The organism is Vannielia litorea (genome assembly GCF_019801175.1).
In the GTDB taxonomy this organism is placed as follows: Bacteria; Pseudomonadota; Alphaproteobacteria; order Rhodobacterales; family Rhodobacteraceae; genus Vannielia; species Vannielia litorea_B.
In genome coordinates this window covers 15217-32742 of record NZ_JAHVJR010000001.1, presented here as the reverse complement: position 1 = coordinate 32742, position 17526 = coordinate 15217, and the positions used below count along the sequence as shown (strand labels likewise).

Below are 17526 nucleotides of genomic sequence, written 5' to 3'. Positions count from 1 at the left end.
CCCCTGCGCCCGTGGCCGGCTCAGGCTTTTGGTGCCGGAAGGGCATCTACCAGACGGCCCGCACCCTGGCGGAACGGGTCCACCGTGGGCAGGCCCATCTGCGCCTCGACCTCGGCCAGATAGGCCTCGGCCTCCGCCTCGCTCATGTGCTGGGTGTTGATCGAAATGCCGATCACCTCGCAACCGGGGTTCACCACCCGCGCCATCGTCAGCGACACATCCCGCAGCGCCTCCAGCGTCGGTAGCTCGTAGCCCGGCAGGCCGCGCATATGGGGCCGCGTCGGCTCGTGGCAGAGCACCAGCGCATCGGGCGCGCCGCCATGCACCAGCGCCAGCGTCACGCCGCTGTAGCTGGGGTGAAACAGGCTGCCCTGCCCTTCGATCATGTCCCAATGATCGGCGTCGTTGTCGGGGGTCAGCCACTCGATGGAGCCAGCCATGAAGTCGGCGATCACCGCGTCGAGCGGCACGCCGTTGCCGGTGATGAGGATGCCCGTCTGCCCCGTTGCGCGGAAATTCGACTTCATTCCCCGTGCCTTGGCCTCGGCGTCCATCGCGATGGTGGTATACATCTTGCCCACCGAGCAATCGGTGCCCACCGCCAGCAGGCGCATGCCCTTGCGCGGCTCGCCGTTGGCGATCGGGTATTTCACGCTGGGGATGCGCACGTCATGCAACTGGCGGCCATGCTCCTCGGCCAGCGCCACGAGCGTCGGCTCGTGCTTGAGCAGGTTGTGCAGGCCAGAGGCAAGGTCCATCCCGGCGATCAGTGCCTTTTCCAGCACGTCCATCCACGCCTGGCTGATGGTGCCGCCCCGGTTGGCCACGCCGATCACCAGCGTCTTTGCGCCGGCGGCAACGGCCTCTTCGATGGTCATGTCGGTGAGCTTCATGTCGGCCTTGCAGCCGTCGAGCCTCAGCTGGCCCACTGCATTGTCCGGCCGCCAGTCCTTGATGCCTTGGGCCACCTTGGCGGCCAGCGCATCCGGGGCGTCTCCGAGGAAAAGAAGATAGGGGGTCTCGATCATGGGGCAGCTCCTTGGTTTGGCGCGATGCTACCGTGCGCCGTTAAGGAATTTGTGGCATTCTTGAGGGGCGGTTAAGGATTGCGCGCAAGATTCTCGCCCCGCGCCGCAATACAGCGCAAATATCTCGCGCTGCGGCGAAGCCTTGGGCAAAATGATGTGCAAGGACCGGAATCGCTGCACTGCGGCACAATCGGGCTTGCAGGTAGCGGCGCAATAATCTACCAACCAAGCCGAACGAAACGAAATATCCTTACCCGGAGCCCTGCCGATGTCTTTCCGCCTCCAGCCCACGCCGCCTGCCCGCCCCAACCGCTGTCAGCTCTTCGGCCCCGGCTCCCGCCCGGCGATCTTCGAGAAGATGGCAGGCTCTGCGGCGGATGTGATCAACATCGACCTCGAAGATTCGGTCGCCCCTGATGACAAGGCAGAGGCCCGCCGCAACGTGATCCAAGCCATCGGCGATATCGACTGGGGCAACAAGCGCCTTTCCGTGCGTATCAACGGGCTCGATACCACCTATTGGTATCGCGACGTGGTCGATCTGCTTGAAAACGCGTCAGAAAGGCTCGACCAGATCATGATCCCCAAGGTCGGCTGCGCGGGCGATATCTATGCCGTCGACGCTCTGGTGACCGCCGTTGAGGCCGCCATGGGCCGCAGCAAGCGCATCGGTTTCGAGGTCATCATCGAGAGCGCCGCGGGCATCGCCCATGTCGAAGAAATCGCCGCCGCCTCGCCCCGGATGGAGGCGATGAGCCTCGGCGCCGCCGACTTTGCCGCCAGCATGGGCATGCAGACCACCGGCATCGGCGGGACGCAGGAAAATTACTATATGCTCCATGGGGATACCCGGCACTACTCCGACCCGTGGCACTGGGCGCAAACCGCCATCGTCGCCGCCTGCCGCACCCACGGCGTGCTGCCGGTCGATGGCCCCTTCGGTGACTTCTCCGACGATGAGGGCTTCCGCGCCCAGGCCCGCCGCTCGGCCACCCTCGGGATGGTCGGCAAATGGGCGATCCACCCCAAGCAGGTGGCCCTCTCCAACGAGGTCTTCACCCCCTCCGAAGAGGCCGTTGCCGAGGCCCGCGAGATCCTCGCCGCGATGGAAAAGGCCAAGGCCGAGGGTGCAGGCGCAACCGTTTACAAGGGCCGCCTCGTGGATATCGCCTCGATCAAACAGGCCGAGGTGATCGTGAAGCAATCCGAGCTGATCGCCTCGTAACCCACTGACCAATAACCAAAGACCTCACCGCGCCAAGGGCATGACCACCTCGGTCAGCAGCTCTTCCGGCGCGGTGTCCATCGCGTTGTTCAGGTAGCGCTCAAAGGGCGGCTCCTCCTCCGAGGGCGCCCGCCCGCTCTCGGCCAGCGCCTTGCCATACATGAAGCCCCAAGCCTCCGGCAGCCCGGAGTATGGCCCCTTGTGGGTCACCACCAGCACCTCGCAGGGCTTCACATCCACCGGGTCCAAGCCCTCCGGCACCGGCGTGCCCTCAGGCAGGATCACCCCGGCATGGGAGCGCAGCTGATCGGCCGGCACCGCCGTCGGATCGTCCCAGAAATAGGCCACCAGCAGGCCCAGCTTCCCGCCCAGCCCGGCCGCAAGGCAGCGCTGGATAAGCCCTTCATAAGCCTGCCCGATTTCCTGATAGGGGCCGGAGTGGGCAAGGGCCGCACCGTGAAAGCCCGGCTCCTGCCGGATGTCGACATCATACATGGGTATCTCTCCTTGGTTTTCGGGCAGCAGCAGCACGGGGGCCACCCGGCTGCGACGTGTCTGCGAGGGGGCCTCGCCAAAAGCCGCGCGGTAGGCCCGCGCAAAGCTCTGCGTATTCGGGTAGCCGCACAGCTCGGCCACCTGCGCCATCTCCTGCCGTGTGGTCGCCAGCATCACCGCCGCGCGGTTCAGCCGGGTGCGCCGCACCGTCTCGGCCACGCTCTCTCCCATCATCTTCAGATAGACCCGATGAAAGTGAAACCGCGAGAAGGCGGCCACATCGGCGAGCGCATCGAGGCTCAGGTCTTCGTCCAGATGGGTCAGGATGTGGCGCTCCACCCGCTCCATCCGTTTTTTGTAATCCATTGCCCTGCCTCGCCTTTTGCCCGGCCTGCCTAACATGGCCCAAGCTGACAAATCTTGCTTTGTTGCAAGCCCGGCCACGCTGCGCCATATGAGGGGGTGCAGCCACTCTGCGAGGATAAATGACCAACTACCTGGAATTCGAGAAGCCGCTTGCCGAGATCGAGGGCAAGGCCGAAGAGCTGCGTGCGATGGCACGCTCGAACCCCGAGATGAAGGTCGAGGACGAGGCCCGCGGGCTCGACAAGAAGGCCAGCGACCTGCTCGCCGAGCTCTATGGCGACCTTTCCGCATGGCGCAAATGCCAGGTCGCGCGGCACCCCGACCGCCCGCACTGCAAGGATTACATCGAGGCGCTCTTCACCGAATACACGCCGCTCGCCGGCGACAGGAACTTTGCCGATGACCACGCCGTCATGGGCGGCATGGCGCGGCTCGAAGGGCGCCCGGTGGTCGTGATCGGCCACGAGAAGGGCCATGACACCAAAACCCGCATCGAGCGCAACTTCGGCATGGCCCGCCCCGAGGGCTACCGCAAGGCGATCCGCCTGATGGACCTCGCAGACCGCTTCGATCTGCCCGTGGTCACACTGGTCGACACTCCCGGAGCCTATCCCGGCAAGGGCGCCGAAGAGCGCGGCCAGTCCGAGGCCATCGCCCGCTCGACCGAGAAGTGCCTCAACCTCGGCGTGCCGATGGTATCGGTGGTGATCGGCGAGGGCGGCTCCGGCGGCGCGGTGGCCTTTGCCTCCTCCAACCGCTTGGCAATGCTCGAACATTCGATCTACTCGGTGATCTCCCCCGAGGGCTGTGCCTCGATCCTGTGGAAGGATGCCGAGAAGATGCGCGAGGCGGCTGAGGCCCTGCGGCTCACCGCACAGGATCTCAAGCAGCTCGGCATCTGCGACCACATCATCCAGGAGCCACTGGGCGGCGCACAGCGTCACCGTGCCGAGGTGATCAAGCGCGTCGGCGGCGCGGTGCAGAGCCTGCTGAAGGATCTTGAGGGCAAGAACCGCAAGCAGCTCCGCAAGGACCGCCGCGAGAAGTTCCTGAAGATGGGCAGCAAGGGGCTGGCGGCGTAACCTCCGGCCCTATTTGCCCTGCGCCTCACCACATCCGCGGCTTGGCATACTCCGCATAGCCGTCGTCGTAGCTTTCGGCGTCAAAGCCCGCATCGGCCTCGCGCACCAGCTCACCCGCCGTGGGCACCTTGCCGCTTTCATCCTCGCCGCGCCACAGGCCCGAGCGCAGGATCGCCTTGGCGCATTGAAAGTAGATCTCGCCCAGCGTCACCACGACCACCGAGCGCGGCAGCTTGCCTGCCCGCTCGAACCGGCCCCGCAGCGCCTCGTCGACCGAAACCACAGCCGTGCCGTTCACCCGCACCACGTTGGTTGATCCGGGCACCATGAACATCAGGCTCACCCGCCCGTCCCGCACGATATTGCGCAGCGAATCCATGCGGTTGTTGCCCATCCAGTCAGGCAGCGCGAGCGTGGTCTCGTCCAGCTCCAGCACCACCGGGCCATCGTCCCCGCGCGGCGAGCCATCGGTGCCCTCCGGCCCCACGGTGGAGAGCACGCAAAACCGCGAGGCGGCGATCCATTGGCGATAGAGCGGGGTGATCCGCTGCGCCACCTTGTCGAGCGAGCGCTGCCCCGGCGCGCCATAAAGCGCCTCGAGCTCGGCCACATCCCGGATTTCGCTCATCCCTTTGCCCTCCCCCTTGCCGCCGGTGCATCGAACCCGGCCTCCAGCATCAGCGCATCCGAGCGTTCCTCGACCACGCTGCGCAGCCGCTCGGAGAACTCCTGCGGCGTCAGTCCCGGCGGGATTGGCGGCAGAAACTCCACCACCGCCACGCCCGGCTTGCGCATGATCCCCTTGCGCGGCCAGAACACGCCCACGTTGGTCGCCGCTGGCACACAGGTTTGCCCAAGCTCGCGGTAGAGCACCGCGCTGCCCACCTTGTAGGGCAGGTCCGAGCCGGGCGCGGTGCGGGTGCCCTGCGGATAGATGATCAGCTGTCCGGGCCGCTGCGCCCCGCTGGCGACATCGGCCACCATCTTCTGAATCGCCTGCGCCCGCTTGCCCCGGTCCACCGGTACACAGCCGATCCGCAGCGCGTATTGCCCGAGGATCGGCGCGAACATCAGCTCGCGTTTCATGATGAACTTCGGGCGCGGCAGCACCGAGACCAGCATGATGATATCAAGGAAACTTTGGTGCTTGGAGGCGACCAGCACCTCGCCGGAGGGCACCTCGCCGCGCACCTCCGTCTTCAGCCCCACCATCCACGAGGCAGACCATCGCACCCAGCGGCAATAGGTATGCACCCCGGCAAAGGCCCCGCGCCGGTCCACCAGCATCCACGGGGTGAAGAACACCGCCAGTACCGCCATCGCCAGATACATCTGCCCGACAAAGATCAGGCTGCGGACCCATTGCACCGCGTCTCTCATGTGACTTGCCTCAATGTCCGAAAGGCCGAAGCCCGCGTGGCCCAGAAGGCGGTGATCGCAGCAAGCATAGGCACGATGAGCGGCAGCAGCCAGCCCGCGCCGGTAAAGCCAAGCCCGGTCAAAAAGCCCCCGGTCGTCTCCGCCCGCGGCAGAAGCGCCAGCGCCAGCATCGCCAGCGAGGTGCCCACCGCCGCGCCCAGAAGCGCCCGCTGGGTGAAGCGCCGCACGAAGGCGCGGGCAATGTAGGTATCGGTCGCGCCCACCAGCCGCAGGGTCGCGATCACCCGGGCATTGGCCGCCAGCGCCGAGCCCGCAGCCAGCGTGATCATCGCCGCCGTCGAGGCCGCGATCAGCCCCAGCGCCACCCAGCCCAGCAAACGCAGGCGCGAGGCCGCGCGGATCAGCGGCTCCCGCCACCGCGAATGGTCGTCATAGACAGCGCCCGGCACCTCGCCCGCCAACCGCGCCTTCAGCCCGGCCACGTCCAGCCCTTCGCCCTCGACCACCTCGATCAGCACCGGCACCGGCAAGTCTTCCATCGGAAGGTCAACGCCCAGCCACGGCGCCAGAAGGTCGCGCTGCTCGTCGTCGCTCAGCCTGCGGGCAGAGGCGACGCCGGGCGTGCTCTCCAGCACCTCAAGCGCCTTGGCGGCCTGCGCCTCGCGCTGCTCCATCGGGGCCGAAATCCGCAGCGTCGCCGAGCGCGCCAGTTCCTCGCTCCACCGGCTGGCCACCCGGCCCGTGGCGAGCGACAGCGCAAGGGCGAACACGGCCAGAAAGGCCATCGCCCCGGCGGTGAACAGCGTCAGGTTTGCGGTAAACCCCGTGGGCGGCACCACCCGGTCGGCCTGCCCGTCGCCCTGAAGCAGTGCCAGCGCCTTGCCCGTCCGCCCCCGCAGGGCCGAGAGCACGCCCGCCGCCTTGCCACCGATGCCGCTCACAGGTCGGCCCCCGCAAGCTGGAGCCGCCGCTTGGCGATCCGCAGCACCCGCGCCGCCACCTTGCTCTTGGCAGTGCGGATCAGGTTCAGATCATGGGTAGCGATCACGATGGTCTTGCCCATCTTGTTCAGCTCCACGAGCAATTGCAGCAACCGCTGCCCCATCTCCCAATCCACGTTGCCCGTCGGCTCATCGGCCAGCACGATATCGGGAGACATCACAACCGCCCGCGCCAGCGCCGCCCGCTGCCGCTCACCACCCGAGAGCGAGGGCGGCAGCGCATCGGCGTGCTTTTCCAGCCCGACCCAGCGCAGCAGCTCTTCAATATTGCCCTTCTCCTCCGCCACGTTCCGCCCTGCGACGGTGAGCGGCAGCGCGATGTTCTCGGCCAGCGGCAGATGGTCGAGAAAATGGCAATCCTGATGCACCACACCAATCCGCCGACGGGCGCGCGCCACCTCGTTTCGGCTGAACCCGGTCGCCGGCTTGTCGAACAGCTGAACCCGGCCCGATGTGGGCGCCAGCTCAAGGTAGCAGAGCTTCAAAAACGTGGTCTTCCCCGCGCCGGACGGCCCGGTCAGAAAGTGGAACGACCCGGGCGCGAGCCGGAGCGATATGTCGCTCAACAACTCCCCGCCGCCATAGCTGTACGCCACATTTTCCAGCTCGATCACGCGCCAGCCCCTACCCAATCCTGCGGCTCCTTTTGCCGCAGCGAGGCCTCACTTGCAATTGCCGCACCTGCACGGCCGCCGCAATTTCTTTGCTTCCGGGGGTTTGGGTGATAGTTTGCATGTCAAATAACAGAGGCAATCAACCGAACCGGGTTGAAATCGAGGGGGCGCCTATGCGGCTGGTATGCCCGAATTGCGGTGCGCAATACGCCGTGGATGACAGTGTCATTCCCGAGGCGGGGCGCGATGTGCAGTGCTCCAACTGCGGTCACGGCTGGTTTCAGCTGCCCGATGGCGCGCGCGAGCGGCAGAGCGAGGCGGTGCGCAAGGCCAGCCAGCCCGGCCCCCGCCACGAGACCACGAATATCTCCACCGGGGAGCCGGATCACTCCGAACCAACGCCAGACCGCCCGGCCCGCCGCGCGCTCGATGCCGCGGTGATGGACGTGCTCCGCGAGGAGGCCGAGCGTGAAAAGGCCGCCCGCGCCGCCGAGGCGCCGCCGCCACCCGCGCCCGCCCCGGAGCCTGTGCCAGCGCCCGAGGTCCAGCCCGAGACCACCCGCATCGCAGAGCCTCTGCCCGAGCCGCAGCCGGAGCCCCCAGCACCGGATCCTGCCCCAGCCCCGCAGCCCGAGCCGGAATACGAGCCTGAGCCCGAGTTTGCGCCCGACGAGCGTCAGGTGGCCAGCGAGACCCACAAGGCCCGCATGCGCGGCGAGCACCCCGCCGCCGCCGTCGCGGCCCTCTCGGGCCGCGCGGCCCAGCGCAGCGAGATGCTGCCCGATATCGAAGAAATCAACTCCACTCTCCGCGCCAGCGCCGACCCGAGCCGTCAGGCCGAGGAGCCGGGCAACACCGAAGAGGTCCAGAAACGCAAGGCCAAACGCGGCTTCCGCCTCGGCTTCGGCCTCGTCACCCTGCTCGCCCTGCTGGCATTTCTGGCCTACACGCAGGCCCCGCAGATCGCCGCCGCCGTGCCCGCGCTGGAAGGCCCGCTCACCGCTTACGTCGACACCGTCAACACCGCCCGCCTCTGGCTCGACGGTCTCCTGCGCGGTGCAGGAAGCGACTAACCCCCGGCTGCATTTTCTTGCCGAGAAAGTTCACCTCCGACGGCGCTCCAGAATAGCGCGTCCGCAAGGCCGCGCCGCTGGATCGCGTCAGGTTTCGCTGGTGATCAGAACCGCTCAAGCAGACGCTTGAGGTATTCCAGTTCCACGTCCGGGCGTCCCTGCTCCGAAGAGCGGCGGCGGATTTCGTCGAGCAGGTCGCGCGCACGGCGATACACGTCTTCGCCCTGCAGCATGTGCTCTTCGGTGCCCAGCGGGCCGGTGGAGCCACGGTCGCGGCCCAGCGGGTCGCGGCGGCCGTTCGGGTCGGCCCGGCCCACGTTCTCGCCCTGCCCGCCCTGCTGCTGCCGGCGCTCTTCTGCCATGGCCTCGCCGAGGTTGCGCATCCCCTCGCGGAGCCGCTCCATCGCTTGGCTCTGGTTGTCGATCGCGTCGGCCAGGTCGCCCTGGTTCAGGCTCTCTTCAGCCCGGTCCATCGCCCGGCCCGCCTCGTCGAGCGAGCGGCGGGCGGCATCGCCCTGCTCGGTGCCCGCGCCGGGCAGCTGCCCGCGCTGGCGCTCCAACTCGCGGCGCAGCTCGCGCTGGCGCTGCGCAAGGCTGCGCTGATCCGGCTCGCCGCCCTCGCCGGGGCGGCCATCGGGGTTGTTGCCCTGGCCCTGCTGGTTCTGCCCTTGCTCATGGCTCTCGCCCTGACCCTGGTTGCCGTTACGGCCCTGGTTCTGCCCACTCTCGCCCTGCTGGGCGTTGGGGTTGAACTGTTCCTGCAGGTCTCGGAAGGCCTCGTCGCTCAGGCCCTGCTGGTCGCGGAGGGTCTCGGCCAGCCCCTCCATGGCCTGCTCGCCGGGGCTCTGCTGCCCCTGCCCGCCCTGGCCCTGGGTGACCTGCATGTTCTGCATCATCTCCATGAGCTGGTTCAGCAGCTCCTGCGCCTCGGCGGTGCGGCCCTGCTGCATCAGCTCCTCGAGCTTGTCGAGCATGTCCTGCAGATCTTGCTGGCTGAGCTCCATCGTCTCGCCCTGCTGGCCCTGCTGCTGCTGGTTCGGGTCCTGCTGTTGCTGCTGGGCCAGTTGCCGCATGTAGTCCTGCATCGCCTGCCGCATCTCATCCATCAGCCGGGCGATCTCTTCGTCCGACGCGCCGTTGCGGATTGCCTCGTTCAGCCGCTCCTGCGCCTGCCGCAACCGTTCCAGCGCGTTCGAGAGCGTGCCCTCCTCGATCCGCACGGCAATTTCCCAGAGCGCCTCGGCCAGCTCGTCGCGGGTCGCTTCGGGCAACTCGGGGCGGGAGGCCTCCAGCCGCTTCAGCACCATCCGCACCTGCAGGTAGTTGCGCGGCTGGTCCATCGCCGAGGCGGGCTTCCACGTCAGCGTCCGCAGGATCTGCGCCGTGCGCGGGCCGTTCTCGCGGCTCCAGAGCAGGTCACGCCGCAACTCGATCAGCGCCGCCGCCGCCGGGTCAAAAAAGCGCCGCCCGGGCAGCACCATGGCCACCGCCTCGCTGCGCCCCTCCTGCCCGTTGGCATCTTCCACGCGCATCTGCATACGCACCGGCAGGTTGGCCCAGGCGTGCTTGCTGAGGTCGTCGATCAGCGTTTCCTCAAAGGCCGCCCGATCGCCCGAAATGGTCATCGGCAGGTCCAGCATAACCGGGTCGCGCGGCTCGGGCTCGACCGCAAGGCCATAGCGCCGCTCAAGCGCGCCCTCGTCCAGCGTGATTTGGGCCGACCCGGCAACAACGCCGTAGTCATCCTCTGCGCGGAACCGCTGTTGCAACTCGCCCATGGCCGAGCGATCCACCTCGCCGACCAGTTCCACGCGGGGCGCGGTGTCGGGGGAGATCAGCACGGTCCACATCCGCCCGCCCGCGCCATCGATCTCGATCTCGCCGGAGCCGGTCACTTCAAAGCTGCGCACGCCGTCGTCGGGCTGCGCGGGGGTGGCCTCATCGCCCGCCTCCACGGCGGCGGCCTCTTCGCCCTCCTCGGCCGGGGCCACAGGCGAGGTGCCCGAAACCGTCTCACGGACAGAAAGCGCACCAACCTCACCATAAAGCCGGATCGTCACCTCCGAGCCTTCCGGCACGGTGAACTCGGCCTGGGTGATGTCATTGAGGTAGAGCGAGGGCTTGCCGGTGTAGGCGGGCGGCTCAATCCAGCCCTCCCAGCTCGGCCCGGCGGCCAGAGCGGCACCGGGGCCAGCGCCTGCGGCATCATCCAGCGAAGTGATCCGCCACAGCGAGCCAAAGAGCAGCGCCGTCACCAGCGCGCCCAGCGCGGCATAGCGCAGCGCATAGGGGTCACGGTCGGCAATCCGCAGGTCGGGGCGCACGGCCTTGGCGCCTTCGATCCGCGCCGCCATCCGCTCCACATGGGCGTTCCACACCGCTTCGGAGCCAAAATCGCCCGCGCCAATCGCCTGCTTGTCCGAAAGCGCCCGGATCGGGCGGCCCGGCAAGGTGGCATCGAGCCGTGCGACCACCTCCTTGCCCGAAGGCCGGGCATAGGCACGGACGCCAAGGCCAATGGCCACGATAAAGGCGATGATCCAGAGACCGCCCACGGCCCACACGCCCTCTGGCGGCAGCGCATCATGCGCACCAAAGGCCAGTGCGGCGGCAAGGGCAAAAACCAGTGTCCAGACCGGCCAGAAGCAGCGCACCACCCGTTCGGCGATCATCCCCATCCGCGTCAGCTGGAGGGGCTTCATCAGGCGCTTCAGGGCGCGGGAGCGGGCGGCATTCGGGTCCATGACCCTCCGGCTACGGTCGGGATTCGGCGCAAGTGCGGCCAGAATGGCCTACACCCATGAAGGAACCTTATCGCGCGCAATCATTTCGTCAAAGGTCGGTCGCTCGCGAATGACGGCAAAGTTATCTCCGCTCACCAGCACCTCCGGAATGAGCGGCCGCGAGTTGTATTCGCTCGACATCACAGCACCATATGCACCGGCGGAGCGGAAGCCGACCAGCTCACCGGGCTTCACCGGCGGCATGGTGCGGCGCTTGGCAAAGGTATCGCCGGATTCGCAGACCGGGCCGACGATGTCATAGGTCCGCTGCTCCACCCCCGGCGCGGCCTCGGTGACCGGCACGATATCGTGGTGCGCGCCATACATCGCGGGCCGCAGCAGGTCGTTCATCGCCGCATCGAGGATGAGAAAATCGGTGCCATCCCCGTCCTTCTCGTAGATCACGCTCGCCACCAGCATGCCCGCATTGCCCGAAATCAGCCGCCCCGGCTCGATTTCGACCTCCACGCCAAGCCCCTCGGTCACGCGCTTGATCATCGCGCCGTACTCAATGGGCAGCGGCGGGGCGGAGTTGCTGCGCTCGTAGGGGATGCCGAGCCCTCCGCCCAGATCGAGCCGCTCGATCTGGTGGCCCTCTGCGCGGAGTGCATGGGTCAGCTCCACCACCTTCAGAAAGGCCGTCTCGAAGGGGGCAAGGTCGGTCAGCTGCGAGCCGATGTGCACGTCGATCCCCACCACCCGCAGGCCGGGCAGCGCGGCGGCGCGGGCATAGGCCTCCTTCGCGCGGCTGATCGGGATGCCGAACTTGTCGCCCTTCTTGCCGGTCGAGATCTTCTCGTGGGTCTTGGCATCCACATCCGGGTTCACCCGGATCGTCACCGGCGCCTCGGCCCCCATCGCGCAGGCAACCTCGCTCAGCGCCTCCATCTCCGGTTCGCTCTCGATATTGAACTGGCGGATCCCGCTCTCGAGCGCCATCGCCATCTCGGCGCGGGTCTTGCCGACGCCCGAAAACACGATCCGCTCGCCCGGAATGCCCGCCGCAATGGCGCGGGCATATTCGCCACCAGAAACCACATCCATCCCCGCGCCCAGCTTGCCCAGAAGCGTCAGCACCGCCTGGTTGGCGAGGGACTTCATCGCAAAGCAGATGCAATGCGGCACGCCCTCCAGCGCCTCGGCAAAGAGGTTGTAATGCCGGGTCAGCGTGGCCGCGGAATACACGTAAAACGGTGTGCCCACCTGCGCCGCGATCTCGGGGATCGGCACATCCTCGGCATGGAGCACGCCGCCCTTGTAAAGAAAATGGTCCATCGCGCCCTCGCTTGCCTTCCGGGCGTTCCTACTGCCCCGCGCCGCGCAGTTCAATCGGCCCCATTCAATCGGTCAGCAGCCCCGCCGCCCCCAGCTGCGCCCGTGTCGGATGCCAAAGCTCCTCCGGCGGCACGGCATAGGCGCGGGCAATGAACCCTTCGGCCACGCCGCGCGCCGCCAGATAGGCCCTGTCCCGCGCCTCCTCCTGCGCCGCATCCACATGCCGCACCGCGCCGTAGCTCGAACTCTCCCGCAGCGCATAGCGATGAAATCCCAGCGCCCCTGCCTGCCCCATTGTCCGGCGCGCGCCCGCAGCAAACACCAGCGTGCAGGCCGAAAAGCACCGCGCCTCGGCATGGGTCGCCAGCCCGGCCTCACCAATGAGCCGCGCCAGCCCCCGCGCGGCAAAGATGTTTCCTCCCGGGCTGTCCAACTCGACCGCGCTTACCCCGCCGCGCGCCAGCCTTGCCTCCAGCGCCGCAAAATGCGCAAAGCCAATCTCCCCCTCAATCCGCACCCGGCCGCCCGCCTCGGGCAGGGCCACGGCCGCCACCTCGGGCACCATATCTGCGGTGAAAGTGCGCACCGGGGTCTGCCGCGCCACCAGCGTCGTGCCCGCCGCCAGCAGCACCGCCCCGGCCCCGGCGTAGGCGGCAAAGCCGGCCACAAAGCCTGCCCCTTCGCGCAGCGCTCTGTCCGCCGTGCGGAACGCGCCCACCACGGACCAGACAACCAGCGGCGCATTGAGCAGCACGAGACAGATCACCGGCCACTCCGCCAACGCCCGGTTCACCGCCCACAGCAGCAGCGCGGACCCGGCCACAGGCCCGGCGAGCGCCTGCCACAGCGGAAGCGCCCCGCGCCAGTGATCTGCCAGAAATCGGGTGAGGGTCATGGGCCCAGCCTACAGCGGCACGGGGCCCCGGCCAAACCGCCTCAGTCGGTGATCCGGGTCACCATGCGCAGGTTGCCGTCCGGCCCCCGGGCCACGCCCATCTGCGCCTTGCCGGTAAAGTGGATGCCCGGCGGATAGGGCGGTTCATTGGTGCTCGCGTCGCACCCGGCGAGCAGGGCCAGCGCCGCGCCCAGCAGGGCCAGCCTAGAAGGCAAGCGTGCGGTCATCTTCATCGGCTCCGATCAGGATGTAGGGCTCGTTGTCGGTCACCCGCTGGATCAGTTCCACATCGCCCGAGCTCGACCCGCCTACACCGGCCTGCACCTTGGTCGGCAGTTCCACGCCCACCTTCATCCCGCCGTCGCATCCGGCAAGCACCAGCAAGGCAATTGCGGCCAGCGCGCGCATCAGTTGCTCCCGCCCCGGATGCCCACCTTCACCGTGCCGCTCACATGCACCCCCGGCTCGACCGGCGGCTCCGGCTCGCCGTCCACACCGCAGGCGGCCAGGGTCAGGAGCAGGGCAAGGGCGGCGTATGGCTTCACGACAGGGCATCCTTCCAGCGGGCAATCTGCGCCCGCACATTCGCGGGGGCCGTTCCGCCGTAGGATGTGCGCGAGGCCACCGAGTTGTCCACCGACAACACCGTGAAGACATCTTCGGTGATCTCCGGCTTGACCGACTGCATCTCTTCCAGCGTCAGCTCCGGCAGGTCGCGCCCGGTCTTCTCCGCCAGCGCCACGAGGCTGCCGGTCACATGATGCGCATCGCGGAACGGCAGGTTCAGCACCCGCACGCACCAGTCGGCAAGGTCCGTCGCGGTCGAAAACCCGGTGCCCGCCGCCTCGGCCAGCTTTTCGCGATTGGGGCTCATGGTCTCGACCATCCCCGCCATCGCGGCCAGCGCCAGCATCAGCGTGTCGGCGGCGTCGAACACGCCCTCTTTGTCCTCCTGCATGTCCTTCGAATAGGTCAGCGGAAGCCCCTTCATCACCGTCAGCAGCCCCAAATTGGCCCCCAGAATCCGTCCGATCTTGCCCCGGATTAGCTCGGCGGCATCGGGGTTCTTCTTCTGCGGCATGATCGACGAGCCGGTGCTCCACGTGTCGCTCATCGTCACAAAGCGGAACTGCGCGGAAGACCAAATCACCAGCTCCTCGGCCAGCCGCGACAGATGCATCGCACAGATGCTCGCCGCCCCCAGAAACTCCAGCGCAAAATCCCGATCCGCCACCGCGTCGAGGCTGTTCGCCATCGGCCGGTCGAACCCCAGCGCCTTGGCCGTCGCCTCCCGATCAATGGGAAACGAAGTCCCCGCCAGCGCCGCCGCACCCAACGGCGACTCATTCATCCGCTTGCGGGCATCCTCAAACCGCGACACATCCCGTCCCAGCATCTCAACATAGGCCAGCATGTGGTGGCCCCAGGTCACCGGCTGGGCCACCTGCAAATGCGTGTACCCCGGCATCACCCAGTCGGCCCCGCGCTCGGCCTGGCTCAGCAGCGCCTTCTGCACCGCCCGGATCGCCGGAACCGCCGCATCGCACTGGTCCCGCACCCAGAGCCGGAAGTCCGTCGCCACCTGGTCATTCCGCGAGCGCCCGGTGTGCAGCCGCTTGCCCGGCTCCCCGATCAACTCCACCAGCCGCGCCTCGACATTCATGTGAATGTCCTCCAGCGCCGCCGAAAACTGAAACGTCCCGCCCTCGATCTCTGACAACACCGTGAGCAGCCCTTCCCGGATCGCTTCGGCATCGCTATCCGAGATGATGCCGGCCTCGGCCAGCATGGCGGCATGGGCGCGGCTGCCCGCGATGTCCTGTTGCGCCATCCGCTGGTCGAACCCGATCGAGGCATTGATCGCCTCCATGATCGCGTCCACACCGGCGGAGAACCGCCCGCCCCACATGGCATTGGCGGCTTTGTTCTGGGTCTCTGTCATGACGGGCCTGAAGGAGTTGGGAATGAAAAGACTGATTGCCGCGGTTCTCTACACGGCGCTGGCTGCCACTGCAAACGCGGGCGACATGAGCATCATCGAGGCCCTGCGCGATGGCTCAATGAAAAAGCTCGCGCTCCACTCCGAGCCGCGCGACGTGCCGGGCGAGTCCATCACCGGCCCCGATGGCGAGGTCACCCTCGCCGAGTTCCAGGGCGAGGTCACGGTGGTCAACTTCTGGGCCACGTGGTGCGCCCCCTGCCGCAAGGAGATGCCCGCCCTCTCCGAGTTGCAAAGCGCACTTGCCGGCAACGGCGCCCGCGTCATCACCGTCGCCACGGGCCGCAACCCCGACGGGGCGATCGACCGGTTCCTCTCCGAGATCGAAGTCACCAACCTGCCGGTCTACCTCGACCCCAAGCAAAAGCTGGCCCGCAACATGGGCATCCTCGGGCTGCCGGTGACCGTGATCCTCGATGCCGAAGGCCGCGAGGTCGCCCGCCTCACCGGCGATGCCGAGTGGAACTCCGAAAGCGCCCGCGCGATCCTCGCCGCGCTGGTGGAAGAGGGCGCTTAACCGCTCATTTTCTTGCTGAAACTCTCAGCCCGGCTTCTGCCCGAGGGCGGCGCATTCGGCATGGCGCGGGCATCCCGCCACGTGGTCGTTCACCATCCCCACCGCCTGCATGAAGGCATAAACGATGGTCGGCCCGACAAAGCGGAAGCCCCGCTTCTTCAGGTCTTTCGAGATCGCCTCCGAGACCGGCGTCTTTGCGGGCACCTCCGCCAGCGAGGCCCAGTGATTCTGCACCGGTTCGCCGCCCACGTAGCCCCAGAGGTAATTCGAGAAACCCTCGCGCGCCTCGATCTCCAGCCAGCCCCGCGCATTGCCGATGGCCGCCTCGATCTTGCCCCGGTGCCGCACGATCCCCGGGTCGGCAAGGCACCGCTCGATCTCCGCCTCGCCCCATTCGGCAATCCGCGCCGGAACGAACCCCTCAAAGGCCGCGCGAAAATTCTCTCGCTTTTTCAAGATGGTGATCCAGCTCAACCCGGCCTGAAACCCGTCGAGCATGAGCTTTTCATAAAGCGCCCGACCGTCCCACTCGGGCACGCCCCACTCCTCGTCGTGGTAGTCGATATAGATCTGGTCCTGCCCGACCCAGCCGCAGCGTTCACCCATCGCGCCAGTTCCTCTAAATTTAGAACAAAACCCGAATATTCAGCATTTCTTAAGGAAACAACCCACATTCTGCGCCCACCTGACAAACGGAGCAAGCGATGGCCGGTGCAGAACCACGGCGGCACACCTTCGAGGCCAATGATTCCTCTCCCCTCGGCGCGGCGGTCCGGCAGAGGGATGCTGACATTCTCAAGATGGTCCGCGCCGCGCTCGACCGGCGCGATGTCATGCTCGCCTTCCAGCCCATCGTCCGCGCCAGCGACACCGGCAAAACCGCCTTCTACGAGGGGCTGATCCGCGTGCTCGATGATACCGGCCGGGTGATTCCCGCCCGCGAGTTCATCGGCGCCTGCGAGACCAACGAGATCGGCCGCATCATCGACTGTCTCGCGCTCGAGATGGGGCTGACCGCCTTGCACAAGGCCCCCGCCCTGCGGCTCGCCATCAACATGTCGGCCCGCTCCATCGGCTATCCCCGCTGGATGCAAACGCTGGAGCGCGGCCTCGCCATGGATGACACGCTGGCCGAGCGTCTCATCATCGAGATCACCGAAGCCTCGGCGATGATCATGCCCGATATCACCTCGGTCTTCATGCTGGATCTGCAAACCCGGGGCGTTGCCTTCGCTCTCGATGATTTCGGCGCGGGCTATACCGCCTTCCGCTACTTCAAGGATTTCTTCTTCGACATCCTCAAGATCGACGGGCAATTCGTGAGAGGCGTCGCAACCGACCCTGACAACCGCGTGCTCATCGCCGCCATGGTCGCCATCGCGCGGCATTTCGACATGTTCACCGTGGCCGAGTTCGTCGAAAATGAGGAGGACGCCGAGGTTCTGACAGAGCTCGGAGTCGATTGCCTTCAGGGCTATCTCTACGGCGCGCCAACCACCGCCCCGGGGTGGAAGGAGTTTTCGCACGGAATGCGCCGCGCCGGGTGACGTTCGCGCATTCGGCGGCCCGCGTTGGCTGCACCAACACCGCGCCATCATCGCCGATGCCCCAGCGCCTCCACTGCCCTATAGCGCGAGCGCACCCTATCAACTCGCCCAACCCGCTACGCCGCACCGCAGCATTTCGCCGCAGCGCAGCAACCGCGCCCTTGCGTCACCCCGCGCAAAACTCTACCCATGGCTGTGATCCGGGCGGGGTGGAGTCGGGTCGCAAAGGCACGCAACATCAGACAC

The 17526-nt window shown here is 67.2% G+C and carries 19 protein-coding genes; 5 read left to right on the top strand and 14 right to left on the bottom strand.

Annotated features, from left to right (window positions below):
• Window positions 1-20: 20 nt before the first annotated feature.
• Window positions 21-1028, bottom strand: coding sequence for an N-acetyltransferase DgcN (gene dgcN, locus KUV38_RS00180; RefSeq protein WP_222468120.1), 1008 nt, complete (start codon window positions 1026-1028; stop codon window positions 21-23).
• 268 nt (window positions 1029-1296) lie between these two features.
• Here dgcN and KUV38_RS00175 point away from each other — a divergent pair, with 268 nt between their 5' ends.
• Window positions 1297-2253, top strand: coding sequence for an HpcH/HpaI aldolase/citrate lyase family protein (locus KUV38_RS00175; RefSeq protein ID WP_222468119.1), 957 nt, complete (start codon window positions 1297-1299; stop codon window positions 2251-2253).
• 24 nt (window positions 2254-2277) lie between these two features.
• Here the strand turns inward: KUV38_RS00175 and KUV38_RS00170 are convergent, their stop codons facing one another.
• The gene (locus tag KUV38_RS00170; RefSeq protein ID WP_222468118.1) at window positions 2278-3114 is read right to left on the bottom strand and encodes a GyrI-like domain-containing protein; all 837 of its coding nucleotides are present in this window, start codon (window positions 3112-3114) and stop codon (window positions 2278-2280) included.
• A 119-nt stretch (window positions 3115-3233) separates the two neighbouring features.
• On the opposite strand from KUV38_RS00170, the gene KUV38_RS00165 reads away from it, so the two are divergent.
• The gene (locus tag KUV38_RS00165) at window positions 3234-4196 is read left to right on the top strand and encodes an acetyl-CoA carboxylase carboxyltransferase subunit alpha (protein ID WP_222468117.1); all 963 of its coding nucleotides are present in this window, start codon (window positions 3234-3236) and stop codon (window positions 4194-4196) included.
• Window positions 4197-4221: 25 nt separating this feature from the next.
• Here KUV38_RS00165 and KUV38_RS00160 read toward each other — a convergent pair whose 3' ends face one another.
• Genes KUV38_RS00160 through KUV38_RS00145 form a run of 4 tightly spaced genes read right to left on the bottom strand, consistent with a single transcriptional unit; the run spans window position 4222 to window position 7191 of the window.
• On the bottom strand, window positions 4222-4824 hold the full coding sequence (locus KUV38_RS00160; protein WP_222468116.1) for a pyridoxamine 5'-phosphate oxidase family protein: 603 nt from the start codon (window positions 4822-4824) through the stop codon (window positions 4222-4224).
• Window positions 4821-5576 carry a lysophospholipid acyltransferase family protein gene (locus tag KUV38_RS00155; RefSeq protein WP_222468115.1) on the bottom strand — a complete coding sequence of 252 codons (756 nt, stop codon included), beginning with the start codon at window positions 5574-5576 and terminating at the stop codon, window positions 4821-4823. The genes KUV38_RS00160 and KUV38_RS00155 overlap by 4 nt, the downstream gene beginning before the upstream one ends.
• Window positions 5573-6475, bottom strand: coding sequence for a cell division protein FtsX (locus KUV38_RS00150; RefSeq protein ID WP_410001034.1), 903 nt, complete (start codon window positions 6473-6475; stop codon window positions 5573-5575). The genes KUV38_RS00155 and KUV38_RS00150 overlap by 4 nt, the downstream gene beginning before the upstream one ends.
• A gap of 38 nt (window positions 6476-6513) precedes the next feature.
• Window positions 6514-7191: a cell division ATP-binding protein FtsE gene (locus KUV38_RS00145; protein ID WP_222470895.1), complete on the bottom strand. Its 678-nt coding sequence runs from the start codon at window positions 7189-7191 to the stop codon at window positions 6514-6516.
• Window positions 7192-7364: 173 nt separating this feature from the next.
• On the opposite strand from KUV38_RS00145, the gene KUV38_RS00140 reads away from it, so the two are divergent.
• A complete protein-coding gene (locus KUV38_RS00140; RefSeq protein ID WP_222468114.1) occupies window positions 7365-8264 on the top strand; it encodes a zinc-ribbon domain-containing protein in 900 nt (299 codons plus the stop codon).
• 104 nt (window positions 8265-8368) lie between these two features.
• Here the strand turns inward: KUV38_RS00140 and KUV38_RS00135 are convergent, their stop codons facing one another.
• The 7 genes from KUV38_RS00135 to argH form a co-directional block, all read right to left on the bottom strand.
• Window positions 8369-11008 carry a TIGR02302 family protein gene (locus tag KUV38_RS00135; protein WP_222468113.1) on the bottom strand — a complete coding sequence of 880 codons (2640 nt, stop codon included), beginning with the start codon at window positions 11006-11008 and terminating at the stop codon, window positions 8369-8371.
• Window positions 11009-11056: 48 nt separating this feature from the next.
• Window positions 11057-12322: a diaminopimelate decarboxylase gene (gene lysA, locus KUV38_RS00130; RefSeq protein WP_222468112.1), complete on the bottom strand. Its 1266-nt coding sequence runs from the start codon at window positions 12320-12322 to the stop codon at window positions 11057-11059.
• Window positions 12323-12386: 64 nt separating this feature from the next.
• A complete protein-coding gene (locus tag KUV38_RS00125; protein ID WP_222468111.1) occupies window positions 12387-13217 on the bottom strand; it encodes a hypothetical protein in 831 nt (276 codons plus the stop codon).
• 41 nt (window positions 13218-13258) lie between these two features.
• Window positions 13259-13444 carry a hypothetical protein gene (locus KUV38_RS00120; RefSeq protein ID WP_222468110.1) on the bottom strand — a complete coding sequence of 62 codons (186 nt, stop codon included), beginning with the start codon at window positions 13442-13444 and terminating at the stop codon, window positions 13259-13261.
• The gene (locus KUV38_RS00115; protein ID WP_222468109.1) at window positions 13422-13625 is read right to left on the bottom strand and encodes a hypothetical protein; all 204 of its coding nucleotides are present in this window, start codon (window positions 13623-13625) and stop codon (window positions 13422-13424) included. Before KUV38_RS00115 ends, KUV38_RS00120 begins: the two co-directional genes overlap by 23 nt.
• A complete protein-coding gene (locus KUV38_RS00110; protein WP_222468108.1) occupies window positions 13625-13762 on the bottom strand; it encodes an argininosuccinate lyase in 138 nt (45 codons plus the stop codon). The genes KUV38_RS00115 and KUV38_RS00110 overlap by 1 nt, the downstream gene beginning before the upstream one ends.
• Entirely contained in the window at window positions 13759-15159 is a 1401-nt protein-coding gene (gene argH / locus KUV38_RS00105) for an argininosuccinate lyase (protein WP_222468107.1), read from the bottom strand. Before argH ends, KUV38_RS00110 begins: the two co-directional genes overlap by 4 nt.
• A gap of 22 nt (window positions 15160-15181) precedes the next feature.
• Here argH and KUV38_RS00100 point away from each other — a divergent pair, with 22 nt between their 5' ends.
• On the top strand, window positions 15182-15733 hold the full coding sequence (locus KUV38_RS00100) for a TlpA family protein disulfide reductase (RefSeq protein ID WP_222468106.1): 552 nt from the start codon (window positions 15182-15184) through the stop codon (window positions 15731-15733).
• A 24-nt stretch (window positions 15734-15757) separates the two neighbouring features.
• On the opposite strand, the gene KUV38_RS00095 is transcribed toward KUV38_RS00100, so the two are convergent.
• A complete protein-coding gene (locus KUV38_RS00095; RefSeq protein ID WP_222468105.1) occupies window positions 15758-16339 on the bottom strand; it encodes a DNA-3-methyladenine glycosylase I in 582 nt (193 codons plus the stop codon).
• 98 nt (window positions 16340-16437) lie between these two features.
• On the opposite strand from KUV38_RS00095, the gene KUV38_RS00090 reads away from it, so the two are divergent.
• The gene (locus KUV38_RS00090; RefSeq protein ID WP_222468104.1) at window positions 16438-17280 is read left to right on the top strand and encodes an EAL domain-containing protein; all 843 of its coding nucleotides are present in this window, start codon (window positions 16438-16440) and stop codon (window positions 17278-17280) included.
• Window positions 17281-17526 lie beyond the last annotated feature (246 nt).